Source organism: Planosporangium spinosum (genome assembly GCF_049999945.1).
GTDB lineage: Bacteria > Actinomycetota > Actinomycetes > Mycobacteriales > Micromonosporaceae > Planosporangium > Planosporangium spinosum.
The window spans coordinates 137,485-163,445 of the sequence record NZ_JBLYUB010000011.1 but is presented as its reverse complement, the minus strand read 5'-3'; the positions used below and the strand labels follow the sequence as shown (position 1 = coordinate 163,445).

At 70.5% G+C, this 25,961-nt stretch carries 22 protein-coding genes and 1 pseudogene; 20 read left to right on the top strand and 3 right to left on the bottom strand.

What is annotated here, in order from left to right:
• The first annotated feature begins 31 nt into the window (after positions 1-31).
• From ACNTMW_RS17000 to ACNTMW_RS16905, 20 genes and pseudogenes are all read left to right on the top strand, one after another.
• Entirely contained in the window at positions 32-724 is a 693-nt protein-coding gene (locus ACNTMW_RS17000) for a demethylmenaquinone methyltransferase (protein ID WP_426634594.1), read from the top strand.
• Between the two features lie 306 nt (positions 725-1,030).
• On the top strand, positions 1,031-2,293 hold the full coding sequence (locus ACNTMW_RS16995) for a geranylgeranyl reductase family protein (protein WP_426634593.1): 1,263 nt from the start codon (positions 1,031-1,033) through the stop codon (positions 2,291-2,293).
• A 168-nt stretch (positions 2,294-2,461) separates the two neighbouring features.
• The gene (locus ACNTMW_RS16990) at positions 2,462-2,827 is read left to right on the top strand and encodes an NADH-quinone oxidoreductase subunit A (RefSeq protein ID WP_426634592.1); all 366 of its coding nucleotides are present in this window, start codon (positions 2,462-2,464) and stop codon (positions 2,825-2,827) included.
• 2 nt (positions 2,828-2,829) lie between these two features.
• The gene (locus ACNTMW_RS16985) at positions 2,830-3,522 is read left to right on the top strand and encodes a NuoB/complex I 20 kDa subunit family protein (protein ID WP_426634591.1); all 693 of its coding nucleotides are present in this window, start codon (positions 2,830-2,832) and stop codon (positions 3,520-3,522) included.
• A 169-nt stretch (positions 3,523-3,691) separates the two neighbouring features.
• Positions 3,692-4,429 carry an NADH-quinone oxidoreductase subunit C gene (locus ACNTMW_RS16980; protein WP_426634650.1) on the top strand — a complete coding sequence of 246 codons (738 nt, stop codon included), beginning with the start codon at positions 3,692-3,694 and terminating at the stop codon, positions 4,427-4,429.
• Positions 4,426-5,745 carry an NADH-quinone oxidoreductase subunit D gene (locus ACNTMW_RS16975; protein WP_426634590.1) on the top strand — a complete coding sequence of 440 codons (1,320 nt, stop codon included), beginning with the start codon at positions 4,426-4,428 and terminating at the stop codon, positions 5,743-5,745. The genes ACNTMW_RS16980 and ACNTMW_RS16975 overlap by 4 nt, the downstream gene beginning before the upstream one ends.
• A pseudogene (nuoE, locus tag ACNTMW_RS16970) lies at positions 5,742-6,416 on the top strand (NADH-quinone oxidoreductase subunit NuoE); the annotation flags it as partial. The gene ACNTMW_RS16975 and the pseudogene nuoE, both read left to right, overlap by 4 nt.
• A 116-nt stretch (positions 6,417-6,532) precedes the next feature.
• Positions 6,533-7,849: an NADH-quinone oxidoreductase subunit NuoF gene (gene nuoF, locus ACNTMW_RS16965; protein WP_426634589.1), complete on the top strand. Its 1,317-nt coding sequence runs from the start codon at positions 6,533-6,535 to the stop codon at positions 7,847-7,849.
• The gene (locus ACNTMW_RS16960) at positions 7,850-10,321 is read left to right on the top strand and encodes an NADH-quinone oxidoreductase subunit G (RefSeq protein WP_426634588.1); all 2,472 of its coding nucleotides are present in this window, start codon (positions 7,850-7,852) and stop codon (positions 10,319-10,321) included. It begins immediately after the preceding gene.
• Positions 10,318-11,700, top strand: a complete 1,383-nt coding sequence (gene nuoH, locus ACNTMW_RS16955; RefSeq protein WP_426634587.1) for an NADH-quinone oxidoreductase subunit NuoH — start codon at positions 10,318-10,320, stop codon at positions 11,698-11,700. Before ACNTMW_RS16960 ends, nuoH begins: the two co-directional genes overlap by 4 nt.
• Before the next feature lie 2 nt (positions 11,701-11,702).
• A complete protein-coding gene (gene nuoI, locus ACNTMW_RS16950; RefSeq protein WP_426634586.1) occupies positions 11,703-12,326 on the top strand; it encodes an NADH-quinone oxidoreductase subunit NuoI in 624 nt (207 codons plus the stop codon).
• A complete protein-coding gene (locus tag ACNTMW_RS16945) occupies positions 12,326-13,102 on the top strand; it encodes an NADH-quinone oxidoreductase subunit J (RefSeq protein ID WP_426634585.1) in 777 nt (258 codons plus the stop codon). Before nuoI ends, ACNTMW_RS16945 begins: the two co-directional genes overlap by 1 nt.
• The gene (gene nuoK, locus ACNTMW_RS16940; RefSeq protein WP_426634584.1) at positions 13,099-13,398 is read left to right on the top strand and encodes an NADH-quinone oxidoreductase subunit NuoK; all 300 of its coding nucleotides are present in this window, start codon (positions 13,099-13,101) and stop codon (positions 13,396-13,398) included. Before ACNTMW_RS16945 ends, nuoK begins: the two co-directional genes overlap by 4 nt.
• Positions 13,399-13,423: 25 nt before the next feature.
• Positions 13,424-15,325 (top strand): NADH-quinone oxidoreductase subunit L, encoded by a 1,902-nt coding sequence (nuoL, locus tag ACNTMW_RS16935; RefSeq protein WP_426634583.1) that lies wholly within the window; start codon positions 13,424-13,426, stop codon positions 15,323-15,325.
• On the top strand, positions 15,322-16,872 hold the full coding sequence (locus tag ACNTMW_RS16930) for an NADH-quinone oxidoreductase subunit M (protein WP_426634582.1): 1,551 nt from the start codon (positions 15,322-15,324) through the stop codon (positions 16,870-16,872). Before nuoL ends, ACNTMW_RS16930 begins: the two co-directional genes overlap by 4 nt.
• Positions 16,869-18,449, top strand: a complete 1,581-nt coding sequence (nuoN, locus tag ACNTMW_RS16925; protein ID WP_426634581.1) for an NADH-quinone oxidoreductase subunit NuoN — start codon at positions 16,869-16,871, stop codon at positions 18,447-18,449. The genes ACNTMW_RS16930 and nuoN overlap by 4 nt, the downstream gene beginning before the upstream one ends.
• Positions 18,450-18,481: 32 nt before the next feature.
• Positions 18,482-19,519, top strand: a complete 1,038-nt coding sequence (locus tag ACNTMW_RS16920) for a polyprenyl synthetase family protein (protein ID WP_426634649.1) — start codon at positions 18,482-18,484, stop codon at positions 19,517-19,519.
• Between the two features lie 433 nt (positions 19,520-19,952).
• Positions 19,953-20,729 carry an IclR family transcriptional regulator gene (locus ACNTMW_RS16915; RefSeq protein WP_426634580.1) on the top strand — a complete coding sequence of 259 codons (777 nt, stop codon included), beginning with the start codon at positions 19,953-19,955 and terminating at the stop codon, positions 20,727-20,729.
• A 216-nt stretch (positions 20,730-20,945) separates the two neighbouring features.
• Positions 20,946-21,458, top strand: coding sequence for a sigma-70 family RNA polymerase sigma factor (locus ACNTMW_RS16910; RefSeq protein WP_426634579.1), 513 nt, complete (start codon positions 20,946-20,948; stop codon positions 21,456-21,458).
• Positions 21,455-22,297: an anti-sigma factor gene (locus ACNTMW_RS16905; RefSeq protein ID WP_426634578.1), complete on the top strand. Its 843-nt coding sequence runs from the start codon at positions 21,455-21,457 to the stop codon at positions 22,295-22,297. The genes ACNTMW_RS16910 and ACNTMW_RS16905 overlap by 4 nt, the downstream gene beginning before the upstream one ends.
• A gap of 111 nt (positions 22,298-22,408) precedes the next feature.
• Here ACNTMW_RS16905 and rarD read toward each other — a convergent pair whose 3' ends face one another.
• From rarD to eccE, 3 genes are all read right to left on the bottom strand, one after another.
• Positions 22,409-23,344, bottom strand: coding sequence for an EamA family transporter RarD (gene rarD / locus ACNTMW_RS16900; protein WP_426634577.1), 936 nt, complete (start codon positions 23,342-23,344; stop codon positions 22,409-22,411).
• Between the two features lie 115 nt (positions 23,345-23,459).
• Positions 23,460-23,840, bottom strand: coding sequence for a phage holin family protein (locus ACNTMW_RS16895; RefSeq protein ID WP_426634576.1), 381 nt, complete (start codon positions 23,838-23,840; stop codon positions 23,460-23,462).
• 78 nt (positions 23,841-23,918) lie between these two features.
• Entirely contained in the window at positions 23,919-25,937 is a 2,019-nt protein-coding gene (gene eccE / locus ACNTMW_RS16890) for a type VII secretion protein EccE (RefSeq protein WP_426634575.1), read from the bottom strand.
• Positions 25,938-25,961 lie beyond the last annotated feature (24 nt).

Here is a 25,961-nt window from a genome sequence, read left to right as displayed (position 1 = left end):
GCCGCCGGCGGCGCTGGCACAGTGGTACCTCGTGACACGTGCCAACTTGGACAAGCAGCCGCACGAGGTGGCGGCGATGTTCGACGGCGTGGCCAGGCGGTACGACCTGACCAACACCGTCCTGTCGTTCGGCCGCGACCGGGGGTGGCGCCGCGCCACCCGGCTGGCTCTCGACCTCAAGCCCGGCGAGCGGGTACTGGACCTGGGCGCCGGCACCGGTGTGTCGACCGAGGAGCTGGCGCAGTCCGGTGCGTACGCGGTGGGTGCCGACCTGTCCCTGGGGATGCTCCAGGCCGGGCACGCGCGCCGTCCGCAGGTGCCGCTGCTGGCCGGCGACGCGCTGGCGCTTCCGTTCGCCGACGGTACTTTCGACGCGGTCACGATCTCCTTCGCGCTGCGCAACATCGTCGACGTCGACGCTGCGCTGCGGGAGATGGCGCGGGTGACCCGTCCGGGCGGCCGGCTGGTGGTGTGCGAGTTCAGCCACCCGACCGTCACTCCCTTCCATACCGTTTACATGGGCTACGTGATGCGGGCGCTTCCCGCGGTGGCGCGACGGGTGTCGAGCAATCCGGATGCCTACGTCTACCTGGCCGAGTCGATCCGGGCCTGGCCGGACCAGGCGGGACTGGCGGCCCGCATCGGTGCGAACGGCTGGCAGAAGGTGGCCTGGCGGAACCTGACGGGCGGGATCGCGGCGCTGCACCGCGCCATCCGGCCGTAGCACCCCGCACCCGTCCCCGGCGGCAGCAGGTCACGGCGGCGGGGCGATGCAAATTCTTCGACGTTAGGTGTGCCTTACCAGACCTACGTCACATCCCGGTTCTACACTTCACGCCGGGGCGCTTGTGAAGACTTTCACGAGCGGCCGGAACGGGCTGGGATGTGCCACACGTGGCCAGGAGGTGGCTATGAGTGAGCGCAGCGGGGCCGCGGCGAGGCCGGGGCCGACGCGACGTGCCGACAAGGCCGGAGGGCGGCGCGCGGTGGTACGACCCGCCGCGGTCGAGCGGAGTGATCGGGGGACGCTGTGAGCGACGCCGACGTCATCGTCGTGGGCGCGGGACCGGGCGGTTCCTCCGCCGCATACCATCTCGCCCGGCACGGGCTCAACGTGCTGCTGCTGGAGAAGACCGAGTTTCCCCGGGAGAAGGTCTGCGGCGACGGACTCACCCCTCGCGCGGTCAAGCAGCTGGTCAAGATGGGGGTCGACACCTCCGAGAAGGCCGGCTGGCTGCACAACAGGGGCCTGCGGGTGATCGGTGGCGGGGTCCGCCTGGAACTGGACTGGCCGGAGCTCGCGAGCTTCCCCAACTACGGGCTGACCCGTACCCGCATGGACTTCGACCAATTGCTGGCGAACCGGGCGGTCGAGGCCGGCGCGGTGCTGCGGACCAACACCAACGTCACCGGGCCGATCCTGAACGGCTCCGGTCGCGTGACCGGGGTGAAGGCCAACGGCCCCGGCGACGAGCCGCAGGAGTTCCACGCCCCGCTGGTGATCGCGGCCGACGGCGTCTCGGGCCGGCTGCCGCTCGCGCTCGGCCTGGCCAAGCGCGAGGACCGGCCGATGGGTGTCGCCGTCCGGCGGTACTACCGCAGCCCGCTCAGGCACGACGACACCTACCTGGAGTCGTGGCTGGAACTGCGCAGCAAGGACAACCCCGACAAGCTGCTGCCCGGGTACGGGTGGATCTTCGGGCTGGGTGACGGCCGGGTCAACGTCGGCCTCGGCGTGCTCAACTCCTCGGTCGCCTACGGCAAGACCAACTACCGGACCCTGCTCACCGACTGGCTGTCCTCGACGCCCGACGACTGGCAGCTCAACGACGAGGCGCACGCCGACGGCGGGATCCAGGGCGCGGCGCTGCCGATGGGCTTCAACCGGGTGCCGCACTACACCCGTGGCGTACTGCTGGTCGGCGACTGCGGTGGCATGGTCAACCCGTTCAACGGCGAGGGCATCGCGTACGCCATGGAGTCCGGCGAACTGGCCGCGGAGGTCGCGGTCCAGGCGCTCGCCCGCCCGGCCGGCCTGGACCGGGAGCGCGCGTTCGCCGTCTACCCGGCCGAGCTCAAGGCCCGCTACGGCGGCTACTACCGGCTGGGCAACTGGTTCGTGAAGTTGATCGGGCACCCGGAGGTGATGCGCATCGCCACCAAGCACGGCATGCCGCACCCGATGCTGATGCGATTTGTGCTCAAGCTGCTGGCCAACCTCACCGATCCCCGAGGAGGCGACGCGATGGACCGGGTCATCAACGCGCTGACCAGGGTGGCACCCGCGGCGTGACGCACCTCTCCGGAAGGCGTGACAGATCAGGCCGAAAGGCGTAGTGCACCCCGCCGATAAGGCGTGCAAGAGCAGGAATAGTGTGAAGTCCCCAACACGTGATCGGTAACACGCCGAGGCACGGCTACCGGGACACCGGAACAGGAAAGGACGGAGCAGGCTAAAGCCATGTCGCTCTCGGCGTACATACCCATCGTGGGGCTGCTGGCCCTGGGGGCCGCGTTCGCACTGTTCTCGGTGTCGATCGCCCCGATCGTCGGACCGCGTCGCTACAACCGCGCGAAGCTCGATGCGTACGAGTGCGGTATCGAGCCGAGCCCGCAGCCCGTCGGCGGTGGCCGCTTCCCGATCAAGTTCTACCTGACCGCGATGCTCTTCATCGTGTTCGACATCGAGATCATCTTCCTGTACCCGTGGGCGGTCTCCTTCGGTGTGATCGGCCTGTTCGGGTTCGTCGAGATGGTCATCTTCATCGCGACCGTGTTCGTCGCCTACGCCTACGTCTGGCGGCGCGGCGGGCTGGACTGGGATTGATCATGGGTATCGAAGAGAAACTCCCCAGTGGTGTCCTGCTCACCAGCGTCGAGAAGTTGGTGAACTGGTCCCGTAAGGCGTCCATGTGGCCGGCGACGTTCGGCCTCGCGTGCTGCGCCATCGAGATGATGGCGTCCGGCGGCGCCCACTACGACATGGCCCGCTTCGGCATGGAGGTCTTCCGGCCGAGCCCGCGCCAGGCCGACCTCATGATCGTGGCCGGTCGGGTCAGCCAGAAGATGGCTCCGGTGGTGCGTCAGATCTACGACCAGATGCCCGAGCCCAAGTGGGTGCTGTCGATGGGGGTCTGCGCGAGCAGCGGTGGCATGTTCAACAACTACGCCATCGTGCAGGGCGTCGACCACATCGTGCCGGTCGACATGTACCTGCCGGGCTGCCCGCCGCGGCCGGAGATGCTGATCGACGCGATCCTGCGGCTGCACGAGAAGGTCATGCACTCCCCGCTCGGTGAGAAGCGCCGCAAGCAGCTCGAGGTGAAGCGCGAGCGCGAGGGCGCCCCGGTGGTCGAGCCCGGCGAGATGCCGTCGAGCTACCGGTTCGACTCCAAGCGCAAGGCCGAGTGGCTGAAGGCCGCCGCTCAGGGCCGCGAGGAGCAGCTGCGCATCCAGAAGTGGATGGAGGAGCGGGCGCGTATCGCGGGCACCGTGCCGCGCAAGAACGGAGGATCGCGGTGAGCGCGAGGAGTGAGCGGAGCGAGCCCCGCAGTCGCGAACAGGAGGCGGCACAGTGAGCTCACCGAACTCGGGCGAGCCGGTGGGTGGCGCGGTGAACCCGGCCGACCCGGACGCCGTCGCCAAGGCGCCCATCGAGGAAGCCAGCCCGGCGGCCGGCGGACCGGCCGGGGTGAAGCCGGTCGCCGACGCACCGGACGGGCACGGCGTGCCGGTGGCCGCGGAGCCGGAGGGCGCCTACACCGGCGCGCCGGCCGACTACCCGCCGGCGACCCTCGCGGGCGTGGGCATGTTCGGCGTCAGCGGCTCCGGGGACACCTCCGGCTTCGGTGGCCTGGTCCGCCGGCGCAGCGTCGCGCTGGACACGCCGCGGCCGTACGGCGGGTACTTCGACGAGGTCGTCGACTCCCTCGAAGCGGCGTACCCGGGCTTCCACGACGCGATCGAGAAGGTCGTCGTCGACCGGGGCGAGCTGACTCTGCACGTCACGGCAGAGCGCATCGCCGAGGTGGCGCAGGCGCTGCGCGACGACCCGGCGCTGCGGTTCGAGCTGTGTTCGTCGGTGTCGGGGGTGGACTACCTCGGCGGTGACGCCAAGCGCCTGCACGCGGTGTACCACCTGACCTCCATGACCTACCGGCGGCGGATCCGGCTCGAGGCCGCGGTGTCGGCCGAGGATCCGCACCTACCGAGCGTAACCAGCGTCTACCCGACTGCCGACTGGCAGGAGCGTGAGGCGTACGACATGTTCGGCATCGTCTTCGACGGTCACCCCAACCTGACCCGGATCCTCATGCCGGACGACTGGGAGGGGCACCCGCAGCGCAAGGACTACCCGCTCGGTGGCGTGCCCGTCGAGTACAAGGGCGCCGAGATCCCGCCGCCCGACCAGCGCAGGAGCTACCAGTGAGCAGTACCGATTACGCCAGCGCGCGTGAGACCACCGAAGGCAAGGTCTTCACCGTCACCGGTGGTGACTGGGACGAGGTCGTCGGCGGCGCCGACCCGCTCTCCGACGAGCGGATCGTCGTCAACATGGGCCCGCAGCACCCGTCGACCCACGGCGTGCTCCGCCTGATCCTCGAACTCGAGGGTGAGACGGTCACCGAGGCCCGCGCCGTCATCGGCTACCTGCACACCGGCATCGAGAAGAACCTCGAGTACCGCAACTGGACCCAGGGCAGCACGTTCGTCACCCGCATGGACTACCTGGCCCCGATCTTCAACGAGACCGGGTACGCCCTGGCGGTCGAGAAGCTGCTGGGCGTCGAGGTGCCGGACCGGGCCAAGACCATCCGGATCCTGATGATGGAGCTCAACCGGATCTCCTCGCACCTGGTGTGGCTCGCGACGACCGGCATGGAGCTGGGCGCACTGTCGATGATGATCTACGGCTTCCGTGAGCGGGAGTACATCCTCGACATCTTCGAGCTCGCCTCCGGCCTGCGGATGAACCACGCGTACATCCGGCCGGGCGGCCTGGCGCAGGACATTCCGGACGAGGCGATCGCGCGGATCCGCGAGTTCGTCAAGTTCATGCCGGACCGGCTGAGCATGTACGAGGACCTGCTGTCGGGCAACCCGATCTGGCAGCGGCGCACCCAGGGTGTCGCGGTGCTCGACGTGGCCGGCTGCCTGGCGCTGGGTATCACCGGCCCGGTGCTGCGCTCGGCGGGTCTGCCCTGGGACCTGCGCAAGACCATGCCGTACCTCGGCTACGAGACGTACGACTTCGACGTGCCGACCAGCACCGACGCCGACGTGTGGGGCCGCTACCAGGTGCGCCTCGGTGAGATGCGGCAGAGCCTGCGGATCATCGAGCAGGCGCTGGCGCGGCTGGAGCCGGGGCCGGTCATGGTGGCCGACCGCAAGATCGCCTGGCCGGCGCAGCTGGCCGTCGGCGCCGACGGTATGGGCAACTCGCTCGAACACGTCGCCAAGATCATGGGTCAGTCCATGGAGTCCCTCATCCACCACTTCAAGCTGGTGACCGAGGGTTTCCGGGTGCCGGCCGGCCAGGTGTACGTGCAGATCGAGTCGCCGCGCGGAGAGCTGGGCGTGCACGCGGTCTCCGACGGCGGTACCCGGCCGTACCGGGTGCACTACCGCGAGCCGAGCTTCGTCAACCTTCAGGCGCTCCCGGCGATGGCCGAAGGCGGTCTGATCGCCGACGTGATCGCCGGTGGTGCCTCGCTGGACCCCGTGATGGGTGGATGTGACCGATGAGCGACGTCTTTACCGAAGAGACCCGTGAGCGGGCCCGTGCCATCATGGCCCGCTACCCGGCCGGCCGGGAGCGGTCGGCGCTGCTGCCGATGCTGCACCTGGTGCAGTCGGTGCAGGGGTACGTCTCGCCGGAGGGCATGGCGTTCTGCGCCGAGATGCTGGGCATCACCAAGGCCCAGGTGGCGGCGGTGGCCACCTTCTACACCATGTACAAGCGCCGCCCCGTCGGTGACTGGCTGGTCAGCGTCTGCACCAACACGATGTGCGGCGTCCTGGGTGGTGACAAGGCGTACAAGGCGCTCAGCGAGCATCTCGGCGTCGGGCACGACGAGACGACCGAGGACGGCCGGATCACGCTGGAGCACGCGGAGTGCCTCGCGGCCTGCGACTACGCGCCGGTCATGACGGTCAACTACGAGTTCTTCGACTCCATCGACGCCGACACCGCGCTCGACATCGTCAAGCAGCTCGAGAACGGCGAGCGCCCGCAGCCCAGCCGCGGGCCGCGGCTGTGCACGTTCAAGGAGGCGTCGCTCCAGCTCGCGGGCTGGGCCGATGACCGGAACGGTGCGGTCGGGGAGGGGCCGGCCGGTGAGCCGACCCTCGCCGGTAGCCGGCTGGCCGACAAGTACGGCATCTCGGTGCCGGGCTTCGACCCGAACACCCCGATCGCCCCCCGCGATGACAAGGGCTCGGGCCCCGGCAACACCGTCCCCCCGGCGGCGCCGAAACCGGCCTCAGATGGCAAGCCCGCCGGTGACGCGCCGGCGGTTGGTAAGGAGTCCAAGTGAGCAACCCATCCCAGGGCGCTCTCGCCAAGCTCACCCCCGTGCTGACCAAGCGCTGGCTGTCGCCGGACGCGTGGAAGCTCACCGTGTACGAGCGGCTCGACGGGTACACCGCGCTGCGCAAGGCGTTCAAGGCCCACCCCGACGAGCTGATCGCGCTCATGAAGGACTCGGGGCTGCGCGGCCGCGGCGGCGCGGGCTTCCCGACCGGCATGAAGTGGGGCTTCATCCCGCAGAACGACGGCAAGCCGCACTACCTGGTGGTCAACGCCGACGAGGGCGAGCCGGGCACCTGCAAGGACCTGCCGCTGATGATGGCCGACCCGCACTCGCTGGTCGAGGGCATCGTCATCGCCGCGTACGCGATCCGGGCGAACTTCGCCGCGATCTACATCCGGGGCGAGGCGATGCACGCCGCGCGCCGGCTGCGCAACGCGGTCGACGAGGCGTACGCGCGCGGGTACCTGGGCCGTAACATCCTCGGCTCCGGCTTCGACCTGGACCTGGTCGTCCACAGCGGCGCGGGCGCGTACATCTGCGGCGAGGAGACGGCGCTGCTGGACTCCCTCGAAGGCTTCCGCGGCCAGCCCCGGCTCAAGCCGCCGTTCCCGGCCACGCACGGCCTCTACAGCTCGCCGACGGTGGTCAACAACGTCGAGACGATCTGCAGCGTGCCGTACATCGTGCTGGGCGGTGCGACCTGGTGGAAGACGATGGGCACGGAGAAGTCGCCCGGTCCGAAGATCTATTCGATCTCCGGCCGGGTGCGCAACCCCGGCCAGTACGAGTGCTCGCTCGGCATCACCCTGCGCGAGTTGCTGGAACTGGCCGGCGGCATGCAGGACGGCCACGAGCTGAGGTTCTGGACACCCGGCGGGTCGTCGACGCCGCTGCTGACCGCCGAGCACCTCGACGTGCCGATGGACTTCGAGTCGATGGCCGCGGCCGGCACGATGCTCGGCACCACGGCGGTGCAGATCTTCAGCGACCAGGACTGCCCGGTCTACGCGACCTACCGGTGGATCGAGTTCTACCACCACGAGTCGTGCGGCAAGTGCACCCCGTGCCGCGAGGGCAACTACTGGATGGCGCACGTCCTGCGCCGGATCCTGTCGGGCGCGGGTACCCACGCCGACCTGGACACGCTGCTCGACGCCTGCGACAACCTGCTCGGCCGGTCGTTCTGCGCCCTCGGTGACGGTGCGACCAGCCCGGTGACGTCGTCGATCAAGTACTTCAAGCAGGACTACCTCGACTACATCGAGGGTCGCAAGGCCCCGATGTTCGGCGCGGGTGAACTGGTAGGTGCGCACTAAATGACTAACGTCGAGAAAGCCACCGACACCGTCAAGCTCACGATCGACGGCATCGAAGTGGAGGCGCCCAAGGGCACGCTGCTCATCCGGGTCGCCGAGCAGATGGGGATCGCCATCCCGCGCTTCTGCGACCACCCGCTGCTGGCGCCGGCCGGTGCCTGCCGGCAGTGCCTGGTCGAGGTGGAGGGCCAGCGCAAGCCGGTCGCCTCGTGTACCCAGCCGGTCGCCGACGGGATGGTCGTCAAGACCCAGCTCACCTCCGACGTCGCCAAGAAGGCGCAAGAGGGGATCATGGAGTTCCTCCTGATCAACCACCCTCTCGACTGCCCCATGTGCGACAAGGGCGGCGAGTGCCCGCTGCAGAACCAGGCGATGTCCGCCGGCCGGCCCGAGTCCCGGTTCCACGAGCCCAAGCGCGAGTACGCCAAGCCCATGGCCATCTCCTCGCAGGTGCTCCTGGACCGGGAGCGGTGCGTGCTGTGCCAGCGCTGCACCCGGTTCTCCGAGGAGATCGCCGGGGACAAGTTCATCGACCTGATGGAGCGCGGCGCCGCCGAGCAGATCGGGGTCTTCCGCGGTGACGACGACTCCCCGGTGGACGACGAGCCGTTCAACTCCTACTTCTCCGGCAACACCGTGCAGATCTGCCCGGTCGGCGCGCTGACCGGGGCCCAGTACCGGTTCCGGGCCCGGCCCTTCGACCTGGTCAGCACGCCGAGCGTGTGCGAGCACTGCTCGGCCGGCTGCGCGGTGCGCGCCGACCACCGGCGCGGCAAGGTCATGCGCCGGCTGGCCGGCGACGACGCAGGCGTCAACGAGGAGTGGAACTGCGACAAGGGCCGCTGGGGTTTCCAGTACGCCAACGCGTTCGACCGGATCACCGTGCCGCTGGTACGCGACTCCAAGACCGGTGAGCTGCGCGAGGCGAGCTGGCCCGAGGCGCTCGCCGTGGCCGCCGAGGGGCTGGCCGCCGCGCGCGACAACGGCGGGGTCGGCGTGCTCACCGGTGGCCGGCTGACCGTCGAGGACGCGTACGCGTACGCCAAGTTCACGCGTCTGGCACTGGGCACCAACGACATCGACTTCCGGGCCCGGCCGGTCTCGGACGAGGAGACCGCATTCCTCGCCAGCTCCGTGGTGGGCCGGGTCGAGGTCACCTACGACGAGGTCGAGACGGCCCCGGCCGCGGTGATCGTCGGTCTGGAGCCCGAGGAGGAGTGCCCGATCCTGTTCCTGCGCCTGCGCAAGGCGTGGCGCAGGAACAAGCTGCGCACGGTCGCCGTCGCGCCGTTCACCACCCGCGGGTACGCCAAGATCGGTGCCGCCGTGGTGCCGACCGTCCCGGGTGCCGAGGCCACGGTGCTCGCCGAGAGCGGGCTGGTCCGCGCCACGCTCAGCGAGCCCGGCGCGATCCTGTTCGTCGGCGAACGGCTGGCGGAGGTCCCCGGTGGCCTGTCCGCCGCCGCCCGGCTGGCCGAGGAGACCGGCGCCAAGCTGGCGTGGGTACCGCGCCGCGCCGGTGACCGGGGCGCGCTCGAGGCCGGCTGCCTGCCCACCCTGCTCCCCGGTGGCCTGCCGGTCGCCTCGGCCGGTGCCCGCGCCGAGCTGGCCCACGCGTGGGACCTCGAAGCCGGGGTACTGCCGAGCCAGCCGGGCCGGGACACCGACGCGATCATCGATGCGGCGCGAAGCGGCGCTCTCGGCGGTCTGATCGTGGCCGGCGTCGACCCGGCAGACCTGACCCGGCCCCAGGTCGCCGAGGAGGCGCTCGACCGGGTCGGCTTCCTGGTCAGCATCGAGTTGCGGCGTAGCGCCGTCTCCCGCCGCGCCGACGTGGTCTTCCCGATCGCGCCGGCGGTCGAGAAAGCCGGGGCGTACATCGACTGGGAGGGCCGGGTCCGTCCGTTCGACGCGGTGCTGCGCACGACCGCGATGAGCGACGCGCGGGTCCTCGACGCGCTCGCCGCCGAGATGGGCGTGGACCTGGGCTGCGGCGACGTGCTCGCGGTGCGCCGGCAGCTCGCCGCGCTGTCCGCGCTGACCATCGAACGGCCCGCGCCGCCGCGGGTCGCGCCGGCCGCGGTCGCGGTGCCGCCGGCCGGGCCGGTCGTCGCGGGCGGTCGCCGGGCCATCCTCTCGACCTGGCACCAGCTCATCGATCTGGGTTCGCTGTCCGACGGCGACGAGCACCTGGCCGGCACCGCCCGGCCGGTGGTCGCGGCCCTGTCCAAGGCCACCGCGAGCGGGCTGGCCCTGTCCGACGGCGACCCCGTCACGGTCCGCTCCGGCCAGGGTGCGATCACGCTCCCGGCCATGATCGTCGACGACATGGTCGACGGTGTCGTCTGGGTGCCCACCAACTCGGCCGGTTCCACGGTCCGCCGGGCGCTGGGCGTCACCGCGGGCGCCGAGGTGGAGATCACCACCGCGGCAGCGGGCACTGAAGAAATCAGCACAGGAGGTGCCGAGTGAAGCTCGTCGCAGCCGGCTCGCTGGACCAGTTCGGCCACGACCCGGGGTGGCTCGTCCTGATCAAGGTCATCGGCATCTTCGCGTTCCTCGTGGTGATGACGCTGTTCACCATCTGGTACGAACGCCGCGTCGTCGCCTACATGCAGGTGCGGCCCGGCCCTAACCGCAACGGCCCGTTCGGCCTGCTCCAGTCGCTGGCCGACGGCCTGAAGCTGGGGCTCAAGGAAGAGATCATCCCGAAGACGGCCGACAAGGTGGTGTACTTCTTCGCCCCGGTCATCTCCGCGACCTGCGCGTTCACCGCCTTCGCGGTGATCCCGCTCGGCCCGAGCGTGTCGTGGTTCGGCCACTGGTCGCCGATCCAGCTCACCGACATCCCGGTCGCCGTGCTGCTGATCCTGGCGTGCTCGTCGATGGCGGTCTACGGCATCGTGCTGGCCGGCTGGGCCTCCGGCTCGACCTACCCGCTGCTCGGCGGTCTGCGGTCGAGCGCCCAGATGATCTCGTACGAGGTCGCGATGGGCCTGTCGATCGTCGCGGTCTTCATGACCGCCGGCAGCATGTCGACCAGCGAGATCGTGGAGAAGCAGGCGCACGGTAACCCGATCACCATCTTCGGGTGGCACACCACCGCGCCGAGCTGGTACGCGATCCTGCTCATCCCGAGCTTCCTCATCTACTTCGTCTCGGCGGTCGGCGAGACCAACCGTGCCCCGTTCGACCTGCCCGAGGCGGAGTCGGAGCTGGTCGGTGGCTTCCACACCGAGTACTCGTCGTTCAAGTTCGCCATGTTCTTCCTCGCCGAGTACATCAACATGGTCACCGTCTCCGGCCTGTGCGCGACCCTGTTCCTGGGCGGCTGGCGGGCACCCGCGCCGATCACCACCTTCTGGGCCGGCGCCAACTCCGGCTGGTGGCCGCTGGCGTGGTTCACCGCCAAGGTGCTGATCCTGCTGTTCGTGTTCGTGTGGCTGCGCGGCACGCTGCCCCGGCTGCGCTACGACCAGTTCATGCGGTTCGGCTGGAAGGTCCTCATCCCGGTCAACCTGGTGTGGATCCTCGCGCTGGCGGGCCTGAAGACCGTGCAGAACTCCGAGCTGGAGAGCCGGATGAAGCTGTTCGTCACGGCAGCCGTGATCCTCATCGTCGCGGCGGTCTGGGTGCTGTGGCCGGCCAAGGAGAAGCCGCAGACCACGCCCGGCATCGAGGGCGTCGACCCGGCCGGCCGGGTCGGCGGCGCCAACGGCTTCCCGCTGCCGCCGCTCGACCTCGAGGTGCCGCCGAGCCCGCGGGCGCCGCGGCTGACCGCCGACCGCGAGCCGGTACCCGTCGGGTCCGCGGGTGGCGACGAGAGCTCCACCGACAAGGAAGGCCGATAGTCGTGGGTGCGATCAGTGGTGCGATGAAGGGCTTCGGCGTCACCTTCTCGCACATGTTCAAGAAGGTCGTCACCGAGGAGTACCCGGAGAAGCGCAAGCCGGTGGCGCCGCGCTACCACGGGCGGCACATCCTCAACCGGCACCCGGACGGGCTGGAGAAGTGCGTCGGCTGCGAGCTGTGCGCGTGGGCCTGCCCGGCGGACGCCATCTACGTCGAGGGCGCCGACAACACCGACCGGGAGCGCTACTCGCCCGGTGAGCGGTACGCCGCGACCTACCAGATCAACTACGCCCGCTGCATCTTCTGCGGGCTGTGCATCGAGGCCTGCCCGACCCGGTCGCTGACCATGAGCAACGAGTACGAGCTGGCCCGCGACAACCGCAAGGACCTGATCTTCACCAAGGAGCAGCTGCTCGCGCCGCTGCTGCCGGGGATGGAGCAGCCGCCGCACGCGATGCGGCTGGGCGACTCCGAGAAGGACTACTACGTCGGGGCGCTCGACAACCCGGGCATGTCCGTGGGCGCCGAACGGGTCCGCAACTCGGAGACCGACTCGCAGCGGCTGCGGTCGGAGGCGGCGCGGGCCGAGCTGGCGCAGGCCGAGCAGTTCGGGGGGAACAAGTGATGCAGCACCACGAGCTGGTCCTCGCCGCCGCTCAGGGCGCCATGAAGGGCGGCGAGGCGACCGTCTTCTGGATCCTGGCACCGGTCGCGGTGCTGTGCGCGATCGGCATGGTCTGGGCGCGCAACGCCGTGCACTCGGCGCTGTTCCTGGTCGTCACGATGATGTGCCTGGGCGTGTTCTACATCGTCCAGGCCGGCCCGTTCATCGGGTTCGCGCAGATCATCGTGTACACCGGCGCGATCATGATGCTGTTCCTGTTCGTGCTCATGCTGGTGGGGCGGGACTCGTCGGACTCGCTGATCGAGACGCTGCGCGGGCAGCGGATGGCGGCGATCGTGCTCGGCCTCGGCTTCGCCGGCCTCGTCGGCACCGGCCTGTTCCGGGCTCTGGGCTCGGTGAACTCGGTCGGGCTGGCCACGGCCAACGCCGGCGGCAACGTCCAGGGCATCGCGAAGCTGCTGTTCACCAAGTACGTCTTCGCGTTCGAGGTCACCTCGGCGCTGCTGATCACCGCGGCGGTCGGCGCGATGCTGCTGGCCCACGTCGAGCGGCGCAAGGGCGAGCGCAAGAGCCAGCCGGAGCTGATGCGGGAGCGGTTCGCGCCCGGCAACTACCCGGCGCCGAAGGCCGGCCCCGGCGTCTTCGCCACGTCCGACTCGGTCGCCACGCCGGCCCGGCTGCCTGACGGCTCCCTGACCGAGCGCAGCATCCCCACGATCGTCCCGGCGCGCGAGCTGACCTCCGCCGAGCGGGCACCGAAGGGTACGGAGAAATGACCGCCACGAACTACGTGATCCTGGCGTCAATCCTGTTCACGATCGGCGCCGTGGGCGTGCTGATCAGGCGCAACGCCATCGTGCTGTTCATGTGCATCGAGCTGATGCTCAACGCGGCCAACCTGGCGCTGGTGACCTTCAGTCGCATCAACGGCACTCTCGACGGCCAGATCATGGCGTTCTTCGTCATGGTCGTGGCCGCCGCGGAGGTCGTGGTGGGGCTGGCCATCATCATGTCGATCTTCCGGACTCGACGCTCGGCGAGCGTCGACGACGCGAACCTGCTGAAGTACTGAGAGGGCTGCGGTGCAAACGTCGACGTTGGCTGAAGCGGTCAGCTTCGCGTCCCCGAGTGGCGTGCTGTCCAGCTTCTGGCTGCTCATCGCGATACCGCTGGTCAGCGCCGCGATCCTGCTCCTGCTCGGCCGTCGCGCCGACCGGTGGGGCCACCTGCTGGGCGTCGCGAGCGTGGGTGTGTCGTTCGTGCTCGGGCTGGTCTACTTCTTCTCCCTGTACGGGATGGACAACCGGCACGGCGTCTCGACCAACCTGTTCCGGTTCATGCCGGTCGGCGGGCTGAAGGTCGACGTCGGGCTGCTGTACGACCCGCTGTCGGCGGTGTTCGTGCTCCTGATCACCGGTGTGGGCTTCCTGATCCACCTGTACGCGGTCGGGTACATGTCCCACGACCCGGGCCGGCGGCGCTTCTTCGGCTACTTCAACCTGTTCGTCGCGGCCATGCTGCTGCTGGTGCTCGGCAACAACTACGTGATGCTGTACGTCGGCTGGGAGGGCGTCGGCGTCGCCAGCTACCTGCTCATCTCGTTCTGGTACCTGCGGCCGGCGGCCGCGACGGCCGGCAAGAAGGCGTTCATCATGAACCGCGTCGGTGACGCGGGCTTCGTGATCGGCATCTTCCTGCTCTTCGCCACGCTCGGCACGGTCCAGTACGACGAGGTGTTCAACAACGTCGACAAGCTGTCCGCCGGCACGGTGACCGCGATCGGCCTGCTCCTGCTGCTCGGCGCGTGCGGCAAGTCCGGCCAGTTCCCGCTGCAGGCCTGGTTGCCGGACGCGATGGAGGGCCCGACCCCGGTGTCGGCGCTCATCCACGCCGCGACGATGGTGACCGCCGGCGTGTACCTGATCGCCCGCTCGCACCCGATCTTCGACGCCTCCGAGGCCGCGAAGACCGTGGTGGTGGTGATCGGCGCGCTGACGCTCCTGATCGGTGCCACCATCGGTGGCGCCAAGGACGACATCAAGCGGATCCTCGCCTGGTCGACGGTCAGCCAGATCGGCTACATGTTCCTCGCGGTGGGCCTGGGGGGCGTCGCGTACGCCCTGGGCCTGATCCACCTGCTCGCCCACGGCTTCTTCAAGGCCGGGCTGTTCCTGGGCGCCGGTTCGGTCATGCACGGCATGAACGACCAGACCGACATCCGCCGGTTCGGGGCACTGCGCAGATACATGCCGATCACCTGGGCCACGACCGGCCTCGGCTACCTCGCGCTCATCGGCATCCCGCCGCTGTCCGGCTTCTTCTCCAAGGAGCCGATCATCGTCTCGGCCTACCACCACGAGGGCTGGCTGGGCTGGGTGCTCGGCACCGCCGCGCTGATCGGCTCCGGGCTGACCGCCTTCTACATGACGCGGCTGTTCGTGCTCACCTTCCACGGGCCGAAGCGGTGGACCGACGACGTCGAGCACCCGCACGAGTCGCCGCCGATCATGACGATCCCGCTGATCGTGCTCGCGGTCGGCTCGGTCGCGGCCGGTGGCCTGATGTCCCTCTCCGTGGTCGACTGGCTGACCCCGGTCTTCGGCGAGCAGGTCGAGCACGGCGAGAACTGGCTCGTCACCGGCGCGACGATCCTCGTCACCCTGGCCGGCATCGGCCTGGCCTGGGCCCTGTTCCGCCGGGGCACCGCGCCGGAGGAGGCACCGGCCGGGCCGGTGGTCACCGCCGCGCGCAACAACCTGTACGCGGACGCGTTCAACGAGGTCGCCTTCGAGATGCCCGGCACGTACCTGACCCGGGCGCTGGTCTACCTCGACAACCGCGGCGTCGACGGCCTGGTCAACGGGCTGGCCGCGGCCGTCGGCGGCGGCTCCGGCCGACTGCGCCGGCTCCAGACCGGCTTCGTGCGGTCGTACGCCCTGTCCATCCTCGGAGGTGCGCTGCTCGTGGTAGCGGCCATGCTGGCGGTGACGCTCGGATGAGCAACTTCCCATACCTTTCGGTTCTGACGGTCGCGCCGGCCGTCGGCGGGCTCGTGGTGGCGCTGCTGCCCAAGGACAAGCCGGAGCTGGTCAAGCGCGTCGCGCTGGCCTGGTCGGTGGTGGTCTTCGGGTTCGCCGTCGCGATGTGGTTCGGCTTCAAGGCCGGTGGCCCGCGGATGCAGTTCCGCGAGTCGTACCCGTGGATCCCGGCGTGGGGCGTGCGGTTCACCTTCGCCGCCGACGGCATCGCGCTGGTCATGCTCGTGCTGATCGCGCTGCTGGTACCGCTGGTGATCCTGGCCTCGTGGCACGACGTCGACGGCGGGCCCGGCGGGAAGATCCAGCGCTCGGTGCCGCTGTACTTCGCCCTGATGCTGTTCCTGGAGAGCACGATGATCGGCGTCTTCGCGGCCGCCGACGTCTTCCTGTTCTACGTGTTCTTCGAGGTCATGCTGGTGCCGATGTACTTCCTCATCGGCTCCTACGGCGGCCAGCGCCGTCAGTACGCGGCGGTGAAATTCTTCCTGTACTCGCTGCTCGGCGGCCTGTTCATGCTCGCCGCCGTGGTCGGTCTGTGGGTCGTCGGCGGGCACACCTTCGACTGGCAGACGCTGATCAAGGCGGACTTCAGCACCGGCACCGAGCGGTGGCTGTTCCTCGGCTTCTTCCTCGCCTTCGCGATCAAGGCGCCGTTCTTCCCGTTCCACACCTGGCTGCCGGACGCCGGTGGCGCCGCTCCGGCCGGTGCGGCCGCGCTGCTGGTGGGCGTCATGGACAAGGTCGGCACGTTCGGGATCCTGCGGTACTGCCTGCCGCTGTTCCCGAACGCGTCGAAGTACTTCGCGCCCCTCGGGCTGGCGCTGGCGCTGGTCGGCGTGATCTACGCCGCCCTGCTCGCGATCGGCCAGAACGACCTGAAGCGGCTGGTCAGCTACACCTCGATCGCCCACTTCGGCTTCATCGGCCTGGGCATCTTCGCCTTCACCAGCCAGGCGGCCAGCGGTGCGGTGCTGTACATGTTCAACCACGGCCTCGCCACCGGCCTGCTGTTCCTGGTCGTCGGCATGCTCGTGGCCCGGCGGGGCAGCGCGTTCATCGGTGACTTCGGCGGCGCCGGAAAGTACGTGCCGGTCCTGGCCGGCGTGTTCTTCTTCGCCGGTATGGCGTCGCTGGCGCTGCCCGGTACGTCGCCGTTCGTCTCGGAGTTCCTGGTCCTGGTCGGCACGTTCACCGTGAACAAGACGGTGGCCGTGATCGCCACCTTCGGGATCATCCTGGCCGCCGGGTACGTGCTGTGGATGATCCAGCGCACCACGCAGGGCACCCCGAACCCGGCGCTGGAGAAGGTCGAGGCCATGAAGCGCGACCTGTCGTTGCGCGAGGCGGTGGTGGTCACCCCGCTGATCGCGCTGATCCTGGTCCTCGGCTTCTACCCGAAGCCGGTGCTCGACGTCATCAACCCGGCGGTCAAGGCCACGCTCTCCGATGTCGGCAAGAGCGACCCGGCCCCCACCGTCGGTACGGCCACCAAGGAGGCGGGCAAGTGAGCCCGGTTCTCGCTCTCGTTCCGCTGGCCCAGACGCCAGGCGCGGAGGAGAAGTTCCAACTGCCGCCCATCGACTACGCGGCCCTGGCCCCGATGCTGATCCTGTTCGGCGTCGGCTGCCTCGGTGTACTGGTGGAGGCCGCCTTCCGGCGCTTCCCGCGGGCCCGGATCCAGCTACCGCTGACCCTGGCCGGCGCGGTCGCCGCGCTGGTCGTGGTGATCTGGACGGCGGGCAAGCACACGGTCACCGCGGGCGGTGCGATCGCCATCGACGGGCCGGGGCTGTTCCTGCAGGGCTCGATCCTGGTCCTCGGCATCGTGGCGTTGCTGCTCATCGGCGAGCGCACGCTGGAGCCCGGTGGGGCGTTCGTGGCGCAGGCCGCGGTGACCGCCAACACCGAGGCCGACCGCGAGCAGGCGGCCAGGGCCGAGGGTGCCAGCGAGGTGTTCCCGCTGGCGGCGTTCGCGCTGGGCGGCATGATGCTGTTCGCCTGCGCGAACGACCTGCTGACCATGTTCGTGGCCCTGGAGGTCTTCTCACTGCCGCTGTACCTGCTGTGCGCGCTGGCCCGCCGCCGGCGCCTGCTCAGCCAGGAGGCGGCGATGAAGTACTTCCTGCTCGGCTCGTTCGCCTCGGCGTTCTTCCTGTTCGGCGTCGCGCTGATCTACGGGTACGCCGGTCGGGTCGACTTCGCCGGCATCGACGCGGCGGTGGGTGGCTCGTCGGCCAGCCCGGTGCTGCTCTACGTCGGTCTCGCGATGCTCGCGATCGGCCTGCTGTTCAAGGCCGCCGCGGTGCCGTTCCACGTCTGGACCCCGGACGTCTACCAGGGCGCGCCGACGCCGGTGACGGCGCTGATGGCCGCCTGCACCAAGGTCGCGGCGTTCGGGGGGCTGCTGCGGGTGCTGTACGTGGCGTTCGAGCGCTCCCAGTGGGACTTCCAGCCGGTCCTCGGCACCATCGCGGTCCTGACGATGATCCTCGGTGCGATCCTGGCCGTCACGCAGACCGACATCAAGCGACTGCTGGCGTACTCGTCCATCGCGAACGCCGGCTACCTGCTCATCGGTGTCCTGGCGCTGAACAAGGACGGCCTGTCGAGCTCGCTGTTCTACCTGGTCGCATACGGGTTCACGGTGCTCGCCGCGTTCGGTGTGGTCACCCTGGTCCGCGACGCCGACGGTGAGGCCACCCACCTGTCGCGGTGGGCCGGCCTGGGGCGGCGCTCGCCGCTGCTGGCGAGCGTGTTCACGTTCATCCTGCTGGCCTTCGCGGGTATCCCGCTGACCAGCGGCTTCACCGCCAAGTTCGGGGTGTTCGCCGCCGGTGTGAGCGGAGGGCAGACCTGGCTGGTCATCGCGGGTGTGGTGTCGAGCGCGATCCTGGCCTTCCCGTACCTGCGGGTGGTCGTGCTGATGTGGCTGTCCGAGCCGGGTGAGAGCACGCCGACCGTGTCGATCCCGGGTGCGCTGACGTCGGCCGCACTGATGATCGGTACGCTCGCCACTCTGGCGCTAGGGGTGGCCCCGACGCTGCTGCTCCCGATCGCGACCAGGGCGGCAGAGTTCATTCGCTGAGGCCCTCACGGGGGCAAGGGCTACGGTGTGGGATCGTGAGTGGCGTGGCGGGTACCGAAACCGAACAGACGCGAACAGCAATCGGCGTTGACTTCGCCGACGCCGGCCTGGAGGCCGGCGTCGGCCGTATCCTGGCGGCGGTGGAGGATGACCTGCGCCAGACCGTGTTGAGCGCCGACCCGCTGGTGACGGAGGCGGCGCGGCACCTCGTCGACGCCGGCGGCAAGCGGTTCCGCCCGCTGCTGGTGGCGCTGGCGGCGCACCTCGGCGAACCGACGGCGCCCGAGGTGGTCAAGGCGGCCATCGTGGTCGAGTTGACCCACCTGGCGACGCTCTACCACGACGACGTGATGGACGAGGCCCCGGTGCGCCGGGGCGCGCCCTCGGTCAACTCCCGCTGGGGGAACGTGGTCGCGATCCTGACCGGTGACTACCTGTTCGCCCGGGCCGCGGACATGGCCGCCGACCTGGGGCCGGAGGCGGTGCGCATCCAGGCGGAGACGTTCTCCCGGCTGGTGCACGGCCAGATCGCCGAGACCTCCGGGCCGCTGGCGGGCGAGGACAAGATCGGCCACTACCTCCGGGTGATCGAGCAGAAGACCGGTTCGTTGATCGCGACCAGCGCCAGGTTCGGCGGGATGTTCGGCGGCGTGACGCCCGAGCAGATGAACGCCCTGGCCGAGTACGGCGAGACGATCGGTATCGCCTTCCAGCTCTCCGACGATCTGCTCGACATCTCCTCGGAGTCGGCGCAGTCGGGCAAGACCCCCGGCACCGACCTGCGGGAGGGTGTGCCGACGCTGCCGGTGCTGTACGCGCTGGCCGACGGCGACGTCGACAGCGCCTCGGTCCGGCTGCGCGAGATCCTCGAGACCGGCCCGATCACCGACGACGTGCTGCACGCCGAGGCGCTCGGGCTGCTGCGGGAGTCGGCGGCGATCAAGCGGGCCCGGGAGACGGTCCGCTCGTACACCGACCGGGCCCGCTGCTCGCTGGCGGTGCTGCCCGAGCACCCGGCCCGCCAGGCGCTGGAGTCGCTGTGCGACTTCATCGCCGAGCGCACCGGCTGATCGCCACGACGTTCCCGCTGCTTCGACGAGACGCCCCGGCCGCGCGCGCCCGGGGCGTCGGCGTCCCGGCCCGGTGCGACTACTCGCGGGCGTATCCGGCGGGCCGGCGGGAGTGGGCCGGATCAACGTCCGGGAGCGGGCCGGACCGGCGCAGCGCGGCCCGAACCAGCGCACCGGGCCCGTTCCGGGATCACCTACCCCAGTCGCCGGGATTACCGATACGGCAAACGGCGGGAGGCCGCTGGCGGACATGTCCACGGCGTGTCGTCGGCGTGTCGCACTGAGTAATTACCTATGCGTCACCCATTTATTGTCTGTGCTTAGCCTTTTGGTCCCTGCACATCACCCTTTCGTCGACAGAAAGGTTCCGTAGCCCGTAGCCAATTTCATATGGTGTAAATCTTGTTGCTGCTGCGGCTGGGGAGGTGCGGCGGTGAGAGATCCACAGGCGGAGCCCTCGGATCTGATCCGCAGCGTGTCGCGTGCGCTGCGGGTACTAGAAGCGGTGGGACAGTCCGAGCGCGGACTCACCGTCAAACAGGTGGCGCGTCGTTGCCAGCTCACTGTCGCGACCACGTACCACCTCGTGCGCACCCTGGCGTACGAGGGATACGTGATCCGGCGTGAGGACGGCACGTACGTGGTCGGGCTCGAGATCGCCGACCGGTTCCGGGAACTGGTCGTCGCCTTCCGGGGCCCGTCAGCGGTGACCGAGGCGCTGCGGCGCGCGGCCGCCGAGACCGGCTATACCCACCACCTCGCCCGCTTCGTCGGAAGCCGCCCCACGATCACGGCGGCGGCCGAGGGGCCACGCTCGCCGTACGTGGACGACCTGATCCCCGGCTTCGACGACGCCGCACACGCCCTCGCCATGGGGAAGGCATTGCTCGCCACGCTCAACGCGGACCAGCGGGCCAGGTTCCTCAAGGAGAGCGGGATGCAGACCTACACGCCCCAGACGATCACCTCGGTGGAGGCGTTCGAGGCCGACCTGGCGGCGGGGGAGCGGCGCGGCATGCAGATCGAGATCAACCAGTACCGGAACGGACTCGCCGGCGCGGCCGTCCTGGCCGTCAACGACCGGGACCCGGAGCGCCGGGTCGTCCTGCAGTGCGCGTTACCGGCCGGCGAGCTGATGACCTCGGCCCGCGTCGTACGGACCAGGCTGCTGACCACTGCCGGGGCGGTCGCCGAGGCGCTCAAGGACTGACGCGGCGCGGCCGGACGGGTACCAGACGGAGCACGTGTGCGGTACCCGCGCCGCCACCGCCGTACGGGCGCGGGTTGCAATATCAACGCGACCTGGAAGACTCGGCGGACCGGCGCGTCGAAAGATCCACGGGACGCCCGGACGAATGTCGGCCGGGCGTTGAACCGTTCCGGCGCGACCTACGTATTACGGGTCAACGGTGGGAGGATGCCTGGCGTGGGCGACGAAGACGCCGATCAGCTACGCGTACTGCACGCTGAGCACGGCGATGCGTTGTACGCGCACGCACTCCGCCTGAATGGGGGAGATCGACAGCGTGCGGAGGACCTGGTGCAGGAGACGCTGCTGCGGGCGTGGCAGCATCCCGAGGCGCTGGACCCCGCACGTGGCTCGGTGCGGGCCTGGCTGTTCACCACGGCGCGCAACCTGGCGATCGACAACTGGCGGCGACGGTCGGCGCGGGTCGGTGAGGTGATCACCGACACGCCGCCGGAGCGGCCGATGGCGGACGAGACGGACCGTGCGGTCGACTCCTGGATCGTGTCGGAGGCGCTGTCCCGCCTCTCACCGCAACACCGGGAGGTTCTCGTGGAGTGCTACTACCAGGGTCGTTCGGTCAATGAGGCGGCCAGCCGGCTCGGAGTGCCTCCCGGCACCGTGAAGTCCCGCACCTACTACGCGCTGCGCTCGCTGAAGCTCGTCCTGGCGGAACTGGGGGTGACGTCGTGAGCTGTGACCAGATCACCGAGTCCGGCGCCTACGTCCTCGGCATCCTCGATCCCGACGAGCACGCCGCGTACGAGCGGCACCTGGCGACCTGTGCGGCCTGCCAGCGCGAGGTCGCCGACCTCTCCGGCCTGCCGGCGGTGCTCGCACAGCTCGGCCCGGACGAGGCCATGGCGCTCAGCGCCGACGAGCCGGAGCCCCGCCGCTCCGGCCGGGGCGGGGTCGCCGACCTGGGGGCATACCGGCGTGGCGCCGGTGACCCGGGGGCCGCACGGCGCGGCCGGCACGCCGAGGACGCGGAGCCGATGCCGCCCGTACCGCTGCGCCCGCTGCCGTCGGTGCCGCGCGCTGACACCGGGTTCGATCCCGGCCCGCGTGGCACCCGCTGGCAGGAGCGCGGCGGACAACGCCGCCCGAGCCGGTGGCGGTCGGTCGTCGCGGGGCTGTCCGCCGCGGCGTGCCTGGCGGTCGGCATCCTGCTCGGGGCCCGGCTGTTCGCCCCCGAGGTGGGCCCCCGTCCGTCGGACATGACGGCGATGCAGCCGGTCGCGGCGTCCGTACCGATCACCGCCCAGGTGGCTCTCGCCCCGTTCGCCGGCGGTACCGAGGTGCGGATGCACTGCGTCTACAACGGCGGTAGCGCGGGCGGGCCGCGCTGGTCCCTGCGGATGATCGTGTACCCGAAGAACGGCGAGGCGCCCGAACAGGTCTCCAGCTGGACGGCCGCCCACGGGGACGACGTGACCGTCTCGGCGGCCACCCGGATCGCGCCGGCCGACATCGGCAAGATCGAGATCCGCAAGGTCGACAACACCCCGCTGCTGGTGTACGAGCGCGCGTAGCCGCCCCTGCGCGGGCCGGCGTGGGCGTACGGCGGACGAGCGCGGCGGGTGCGGGGTCCCGCAGGACGGGCCCGGCGGTGCCTGCCGGTGGTCGATGCGACCGGCGCGCCGTCAGGTGGCGCTGGCGGTCGCGGCGACCTCCTCCGCCTGTGCGCCCGCCCGCTGCCGGGCCAGTCCCCGGGAGTGGCGGATCCCGTCCCAGGCGAAGACGGCCAGCGCCACCCACACCAGCGCGAAGCCGGCCAGTTGGGTCGCGGGCATGGGCTCGTGGTAGATCAGGACTCCGCAGCCGAGCTGCAGGGTCGGGGTGAGGTACTGCAACAGGCCGAGGCTGGACAGCGGGATCCGGTTCGCCGCGCCGGCGAACATCAGCAACGGGATGGCGGTGACGGCCCCGGCGAGGACCAGCAGGGCGGTCTGGAGCGCCGACCCGTGGCCGAAGGTCGACCGGTGCTGGGCGGCCAGCCAGCCGAGGTACCCGAGGGCCGGTGCGGTGAGCGCCAGCGACTCGACGAACAGGCCCTCGGCGGCGGGCAGCGCGAGGCTCTTCTTGATCAGGCCGTACAGCGCGAAGCTGACCGCGAGGCTGAGCGCGATCCACGGCAGCCGGCCGTAGTCGACGGCGAGGACGGCCACGGCGGCCGCGCCGACGGCGAGCGCCAGCCACTGTGCCGTGCGCAGCCGCTCCCGGAGCACGACGACGCCGAGCAGCACCGTGACGAGCGGATTGATGTAGTACCCAAGCGACGTCTCGACCACGTGGCCGGAGTTGACGCCGTAGATGTACATCCCCCAGTTGATCGCGATCATCACGGCGGCCAGCGTGATGCCGGCGAGCATGCGCGGCCGGCGGACCAGTGGCCGCAGGAACCGCCAGTTGCGCATGGCCAGCAGCAGGACGGTGACGAACACCGCCGACCAGACGATGCGGTGCGCCAGGATCTCGATCGGGCCCGCGTCCGCGAGCTGCTTCCAGTACAGGGGGAAGAATCCCCAGATCATGTAGGCGGCGAACCCGAAGACGTAACCCCGGCGCAGTTGACTCACGCGCCAACCGTATCGGTAAGGGCCGGCGAGCCTTCCGGCAATAACCGCAGGTGAGCCCGTGTGGCGGCTCACATCCGACGGTGGGCCGGCCGGCGGTCGATCCGCCGGTGACCGGTCAGTCGTCGCCGTCCGGGACGACCAGGTTGAGGACCCAGCTGATCACGCTGACGAGCAGCGCGCCGAGCACCGCCGTGGGCCAGAACTTGTCGACGTGGAAGGGCAGGTCCAGCTGGCCGGCGATCCAGCTCGTGAGCATGAACAGCAGCCCGTTGACCACGAGGGCGGCCAGGCCGAGCGTCAGGATGTAGGCCCAGCAGCCGAACACTTTGATGATCGGGCGCAGCACGGCGTTGACGATGCCGAAGATCGCGGCCACCAACAGCAGGGTGCCGATCTTCTTGACCGTGTCGGTCTCGTCGACCGTGATGCCCTTGAGGATCAGCGTCGATACCCACAAGGCGGCAGCGTTGACGACGAGCCTGATGAGGATGCCCATGCCGGTGATCGTCTCATGCCCGCGCCAGTCGCGGCAGCCGCCGGAAGTCCGGTGTCGCCACCCGTCCGTCCGGGGTCCTCAGCGCATGATGGTGCCGATCAGCTGCTGTTCGATCGGGGTCGGCGACAGCAGCGTCCAGCGCAGCGTCCGCCGACCCACCACGACACCGACCATGTCCGGCCGCACCCGGGGCAGGTTGCCGGCCAGCTGCAGCAGGCCCAGCGCGTACCCCGCGATCTCCGCCTCCGGCGCGGACAGCGGTGGCAGCACCACCAGGTCGGCGCGGGCGAGGACGTCCATGTCGTGCGACGCCAGTTCGTCGCGGACGACGAGCGTCGACCGCCACGCGGTCTCGAGGACGGGCGCGCCCATGGCACCCACCGGGCCCACGTCGACGACGACCAGCTGCGGTCGCAGCGGAGTGGCCGGGGTCAGTTCCAGCGGTCGGTTGGGCGCGACGATCAGCAGGTCGTTCGCGGCGCCCCCGATGGCGCGGTCGAACGGCTCCCACGCCTGCGGGCGACCGGTCTGCACCACCACCTGGGTACCGACGGCCATCGCCCGTAGCACCACGAGCTGGGCGTAGCGTAGGCCGCCGAACAGTGCCACCCGGGTCGGCTCCGGCCGGAACAGCCGTACCGTCGACGGCTCGCCGCGCCGGTTGACGCCCAGCATCAGGCCGGCGCCACCGGTGGGCAGCTCCAGGGCGGCGAGCGCCCGGGTCGTGGCCCGCATACCGGCGTCCCCGACCAGGGCCGCGCCGGCCGACCGGTCCATCACGTCGGCAAGACCCGCCGCGCCGGGGTCGGCGGCACCGCCGAGGGGAAGGGTGGCGGCCAGCCCGGCGAGCTGGGTGCCGTCGAGGCGCCGTGCCTGGGCACCGGCCGCCCCGAGCAGGCGCTGGAACGCGCCCAGTGCCGCCGCCTGGCTCTGCGGTCCCGGGGAGGCGAGCCGGACGACCAGCTCGACCCGGACCTCCTCGGCGTCCAGCCGTTCGGCCGCCAACGACACGGTCGTGCCGGCGCCCGGCAGCGTCAGCATCCGGGTCAGCAGCCCGCGGCCGAGGTCGCCGGCCACGTCGGGCCAGCGGCGCAGCCGGAAGCTCACCTGGCGCAGCCCGCCGGAGGCGACCGCCGACCACTCCTCCTCCAGGCCGGACGCCCCGTCGAGGTGTGCCAGCTCGCCCAGAACCCGCAGCGCCGGCTCCGCGCTCAGCGCCCGGCAGGGCAGGCCGTCGCGGTCGAGCCGGCGGCGTGCCCGGCGGACCGCGCTCGACAGTGCCCGGCGCAGCTCGGCCTCGCCGAACCCGCCCGACCGTCGGATGTGGATGGCCAGGAACGAGCGCTGCATCGCGAGCACCCGACCCTCGGTGAGCTGGCGGTACGACGTCGCCGGTGAGCCTGAGCCGGTGTGCAGCGCGGGCGCGGGAAAGCCCGACACGAGCAGTTGCAGCCGGACCTGCGGCTGATCGGCGCTCGCCGGTGGGAGCAGCTCGGCCGGGGAGGGTGCCAGCGGCACGGCGTCGGCGAGCACGGCGGTCGGGTCACCCAGTTCGAGTACCGCGGTGAGCCCGTAGGTGTCGGCGATCACGCCGACGGCCACCGAGTCGACCTCGACACTGCTCACGACCGCGGCGGGGCGCACCAGGTCGAGGAGGGCGGCGGCGTCCGCGCCCTGCGGCAAGGTGCGCCGGCGGCCCAGGTACCGCGAGCCGAGGGCCAGCCACTCGTACGCCCAGTGGCCCCTGATCCGGCCGAACGCCAGCAACAGGACGACCATTGCCACCGGAGCCGCGGCGGCGAGCCAGAGCGTGCCGCCACCCGCGGCGGCGAGCAGCACGACCGCGGCGGACTCGGCCGCGACGAGCTGGCCGCTGTGCAGCCCGAGGAGCGTGCCGCGGCGACGGATGCGCGCGGGCTTGCCGGTCCGGCCGCCGCCGTCGACCGGCCCGGACACCCGGGGCGGCGTGCCGCCCCGATCGTCGGGGATGCCATCGGCAGCCCAGCCGGTCTGTTGCGGTACCGGCTGGCCCGCGTTGCCGGCCTGCCACACCGTCGGCTGTCCCATCGACACCGCCGTGACCTCCCGCCGTTTCATCCGGGCGCCTATCGTATGGCTCGG

What these genes read in the sequence shown, in the direction of transcription:
- ACNTMW_RS16945 (WP_426634585.1), top strand. Translation starts at nt 12,326, where the DNA reads ATGCAGCACCACGAGCTGGTCCTCGCCGCCGCTCAGGGCGCCATGAAG.
- eccE (WP_426634575.1), bottom strand. Translation starts at nt 25,937, where the DNA reads ATGAAACGGCGGGAGGTCACGGCGGTGTCGATGGGACAGCCGACGGTG.
- ACNTMW_RS16895 (WP_426634576.1), bottom strand. Translation starts at nt 23,840, where the DNA reads ATGGGCATCCTCATCAGGCTCGTCGTCAACGCTGCCGCCTTGTGGGTA.
- ACNTMW_RS16960 (WP_426634588.1), top strand. Translation starts at nt 7,850, where the DNA reads ATGACTAACGTCGAGAAAGCCACCGACACCGTCAAGCTCACGATCGAC.
- ACNTMW_RS16990 (WP_426634592.1), top strand. Translation starts at nt 2,462, where the DNA reads ATGTCGCTCTCGGCGTACATACCCATCGTGGGGCTGCTGGCCCTGGGG.
- nuoK (WP_426634584.1), top strand. Translation starts at nt 13,099, where the DNA reads ATGACCGCCACGAACTACGTGATCCTGGCGTCAATCCTGTTCACGATC.
- ACNTMW_RS16930 (WP_426634582.1), top strand. Translation starts at nt 15,322, where the DNA reads ATGAGCAACTTCCCATACCTTTCGGTTCTGACGGTCGCGCCGGCCGTC.
- ACNTMW_RS16985 (WP_426634591.1), top strand. Translation starts at nt 2,830, where the DNA reads ATGGGTATCGAAGAGAAACTCCCCAGTGGTGTCCTGCTCACCAGCGTC.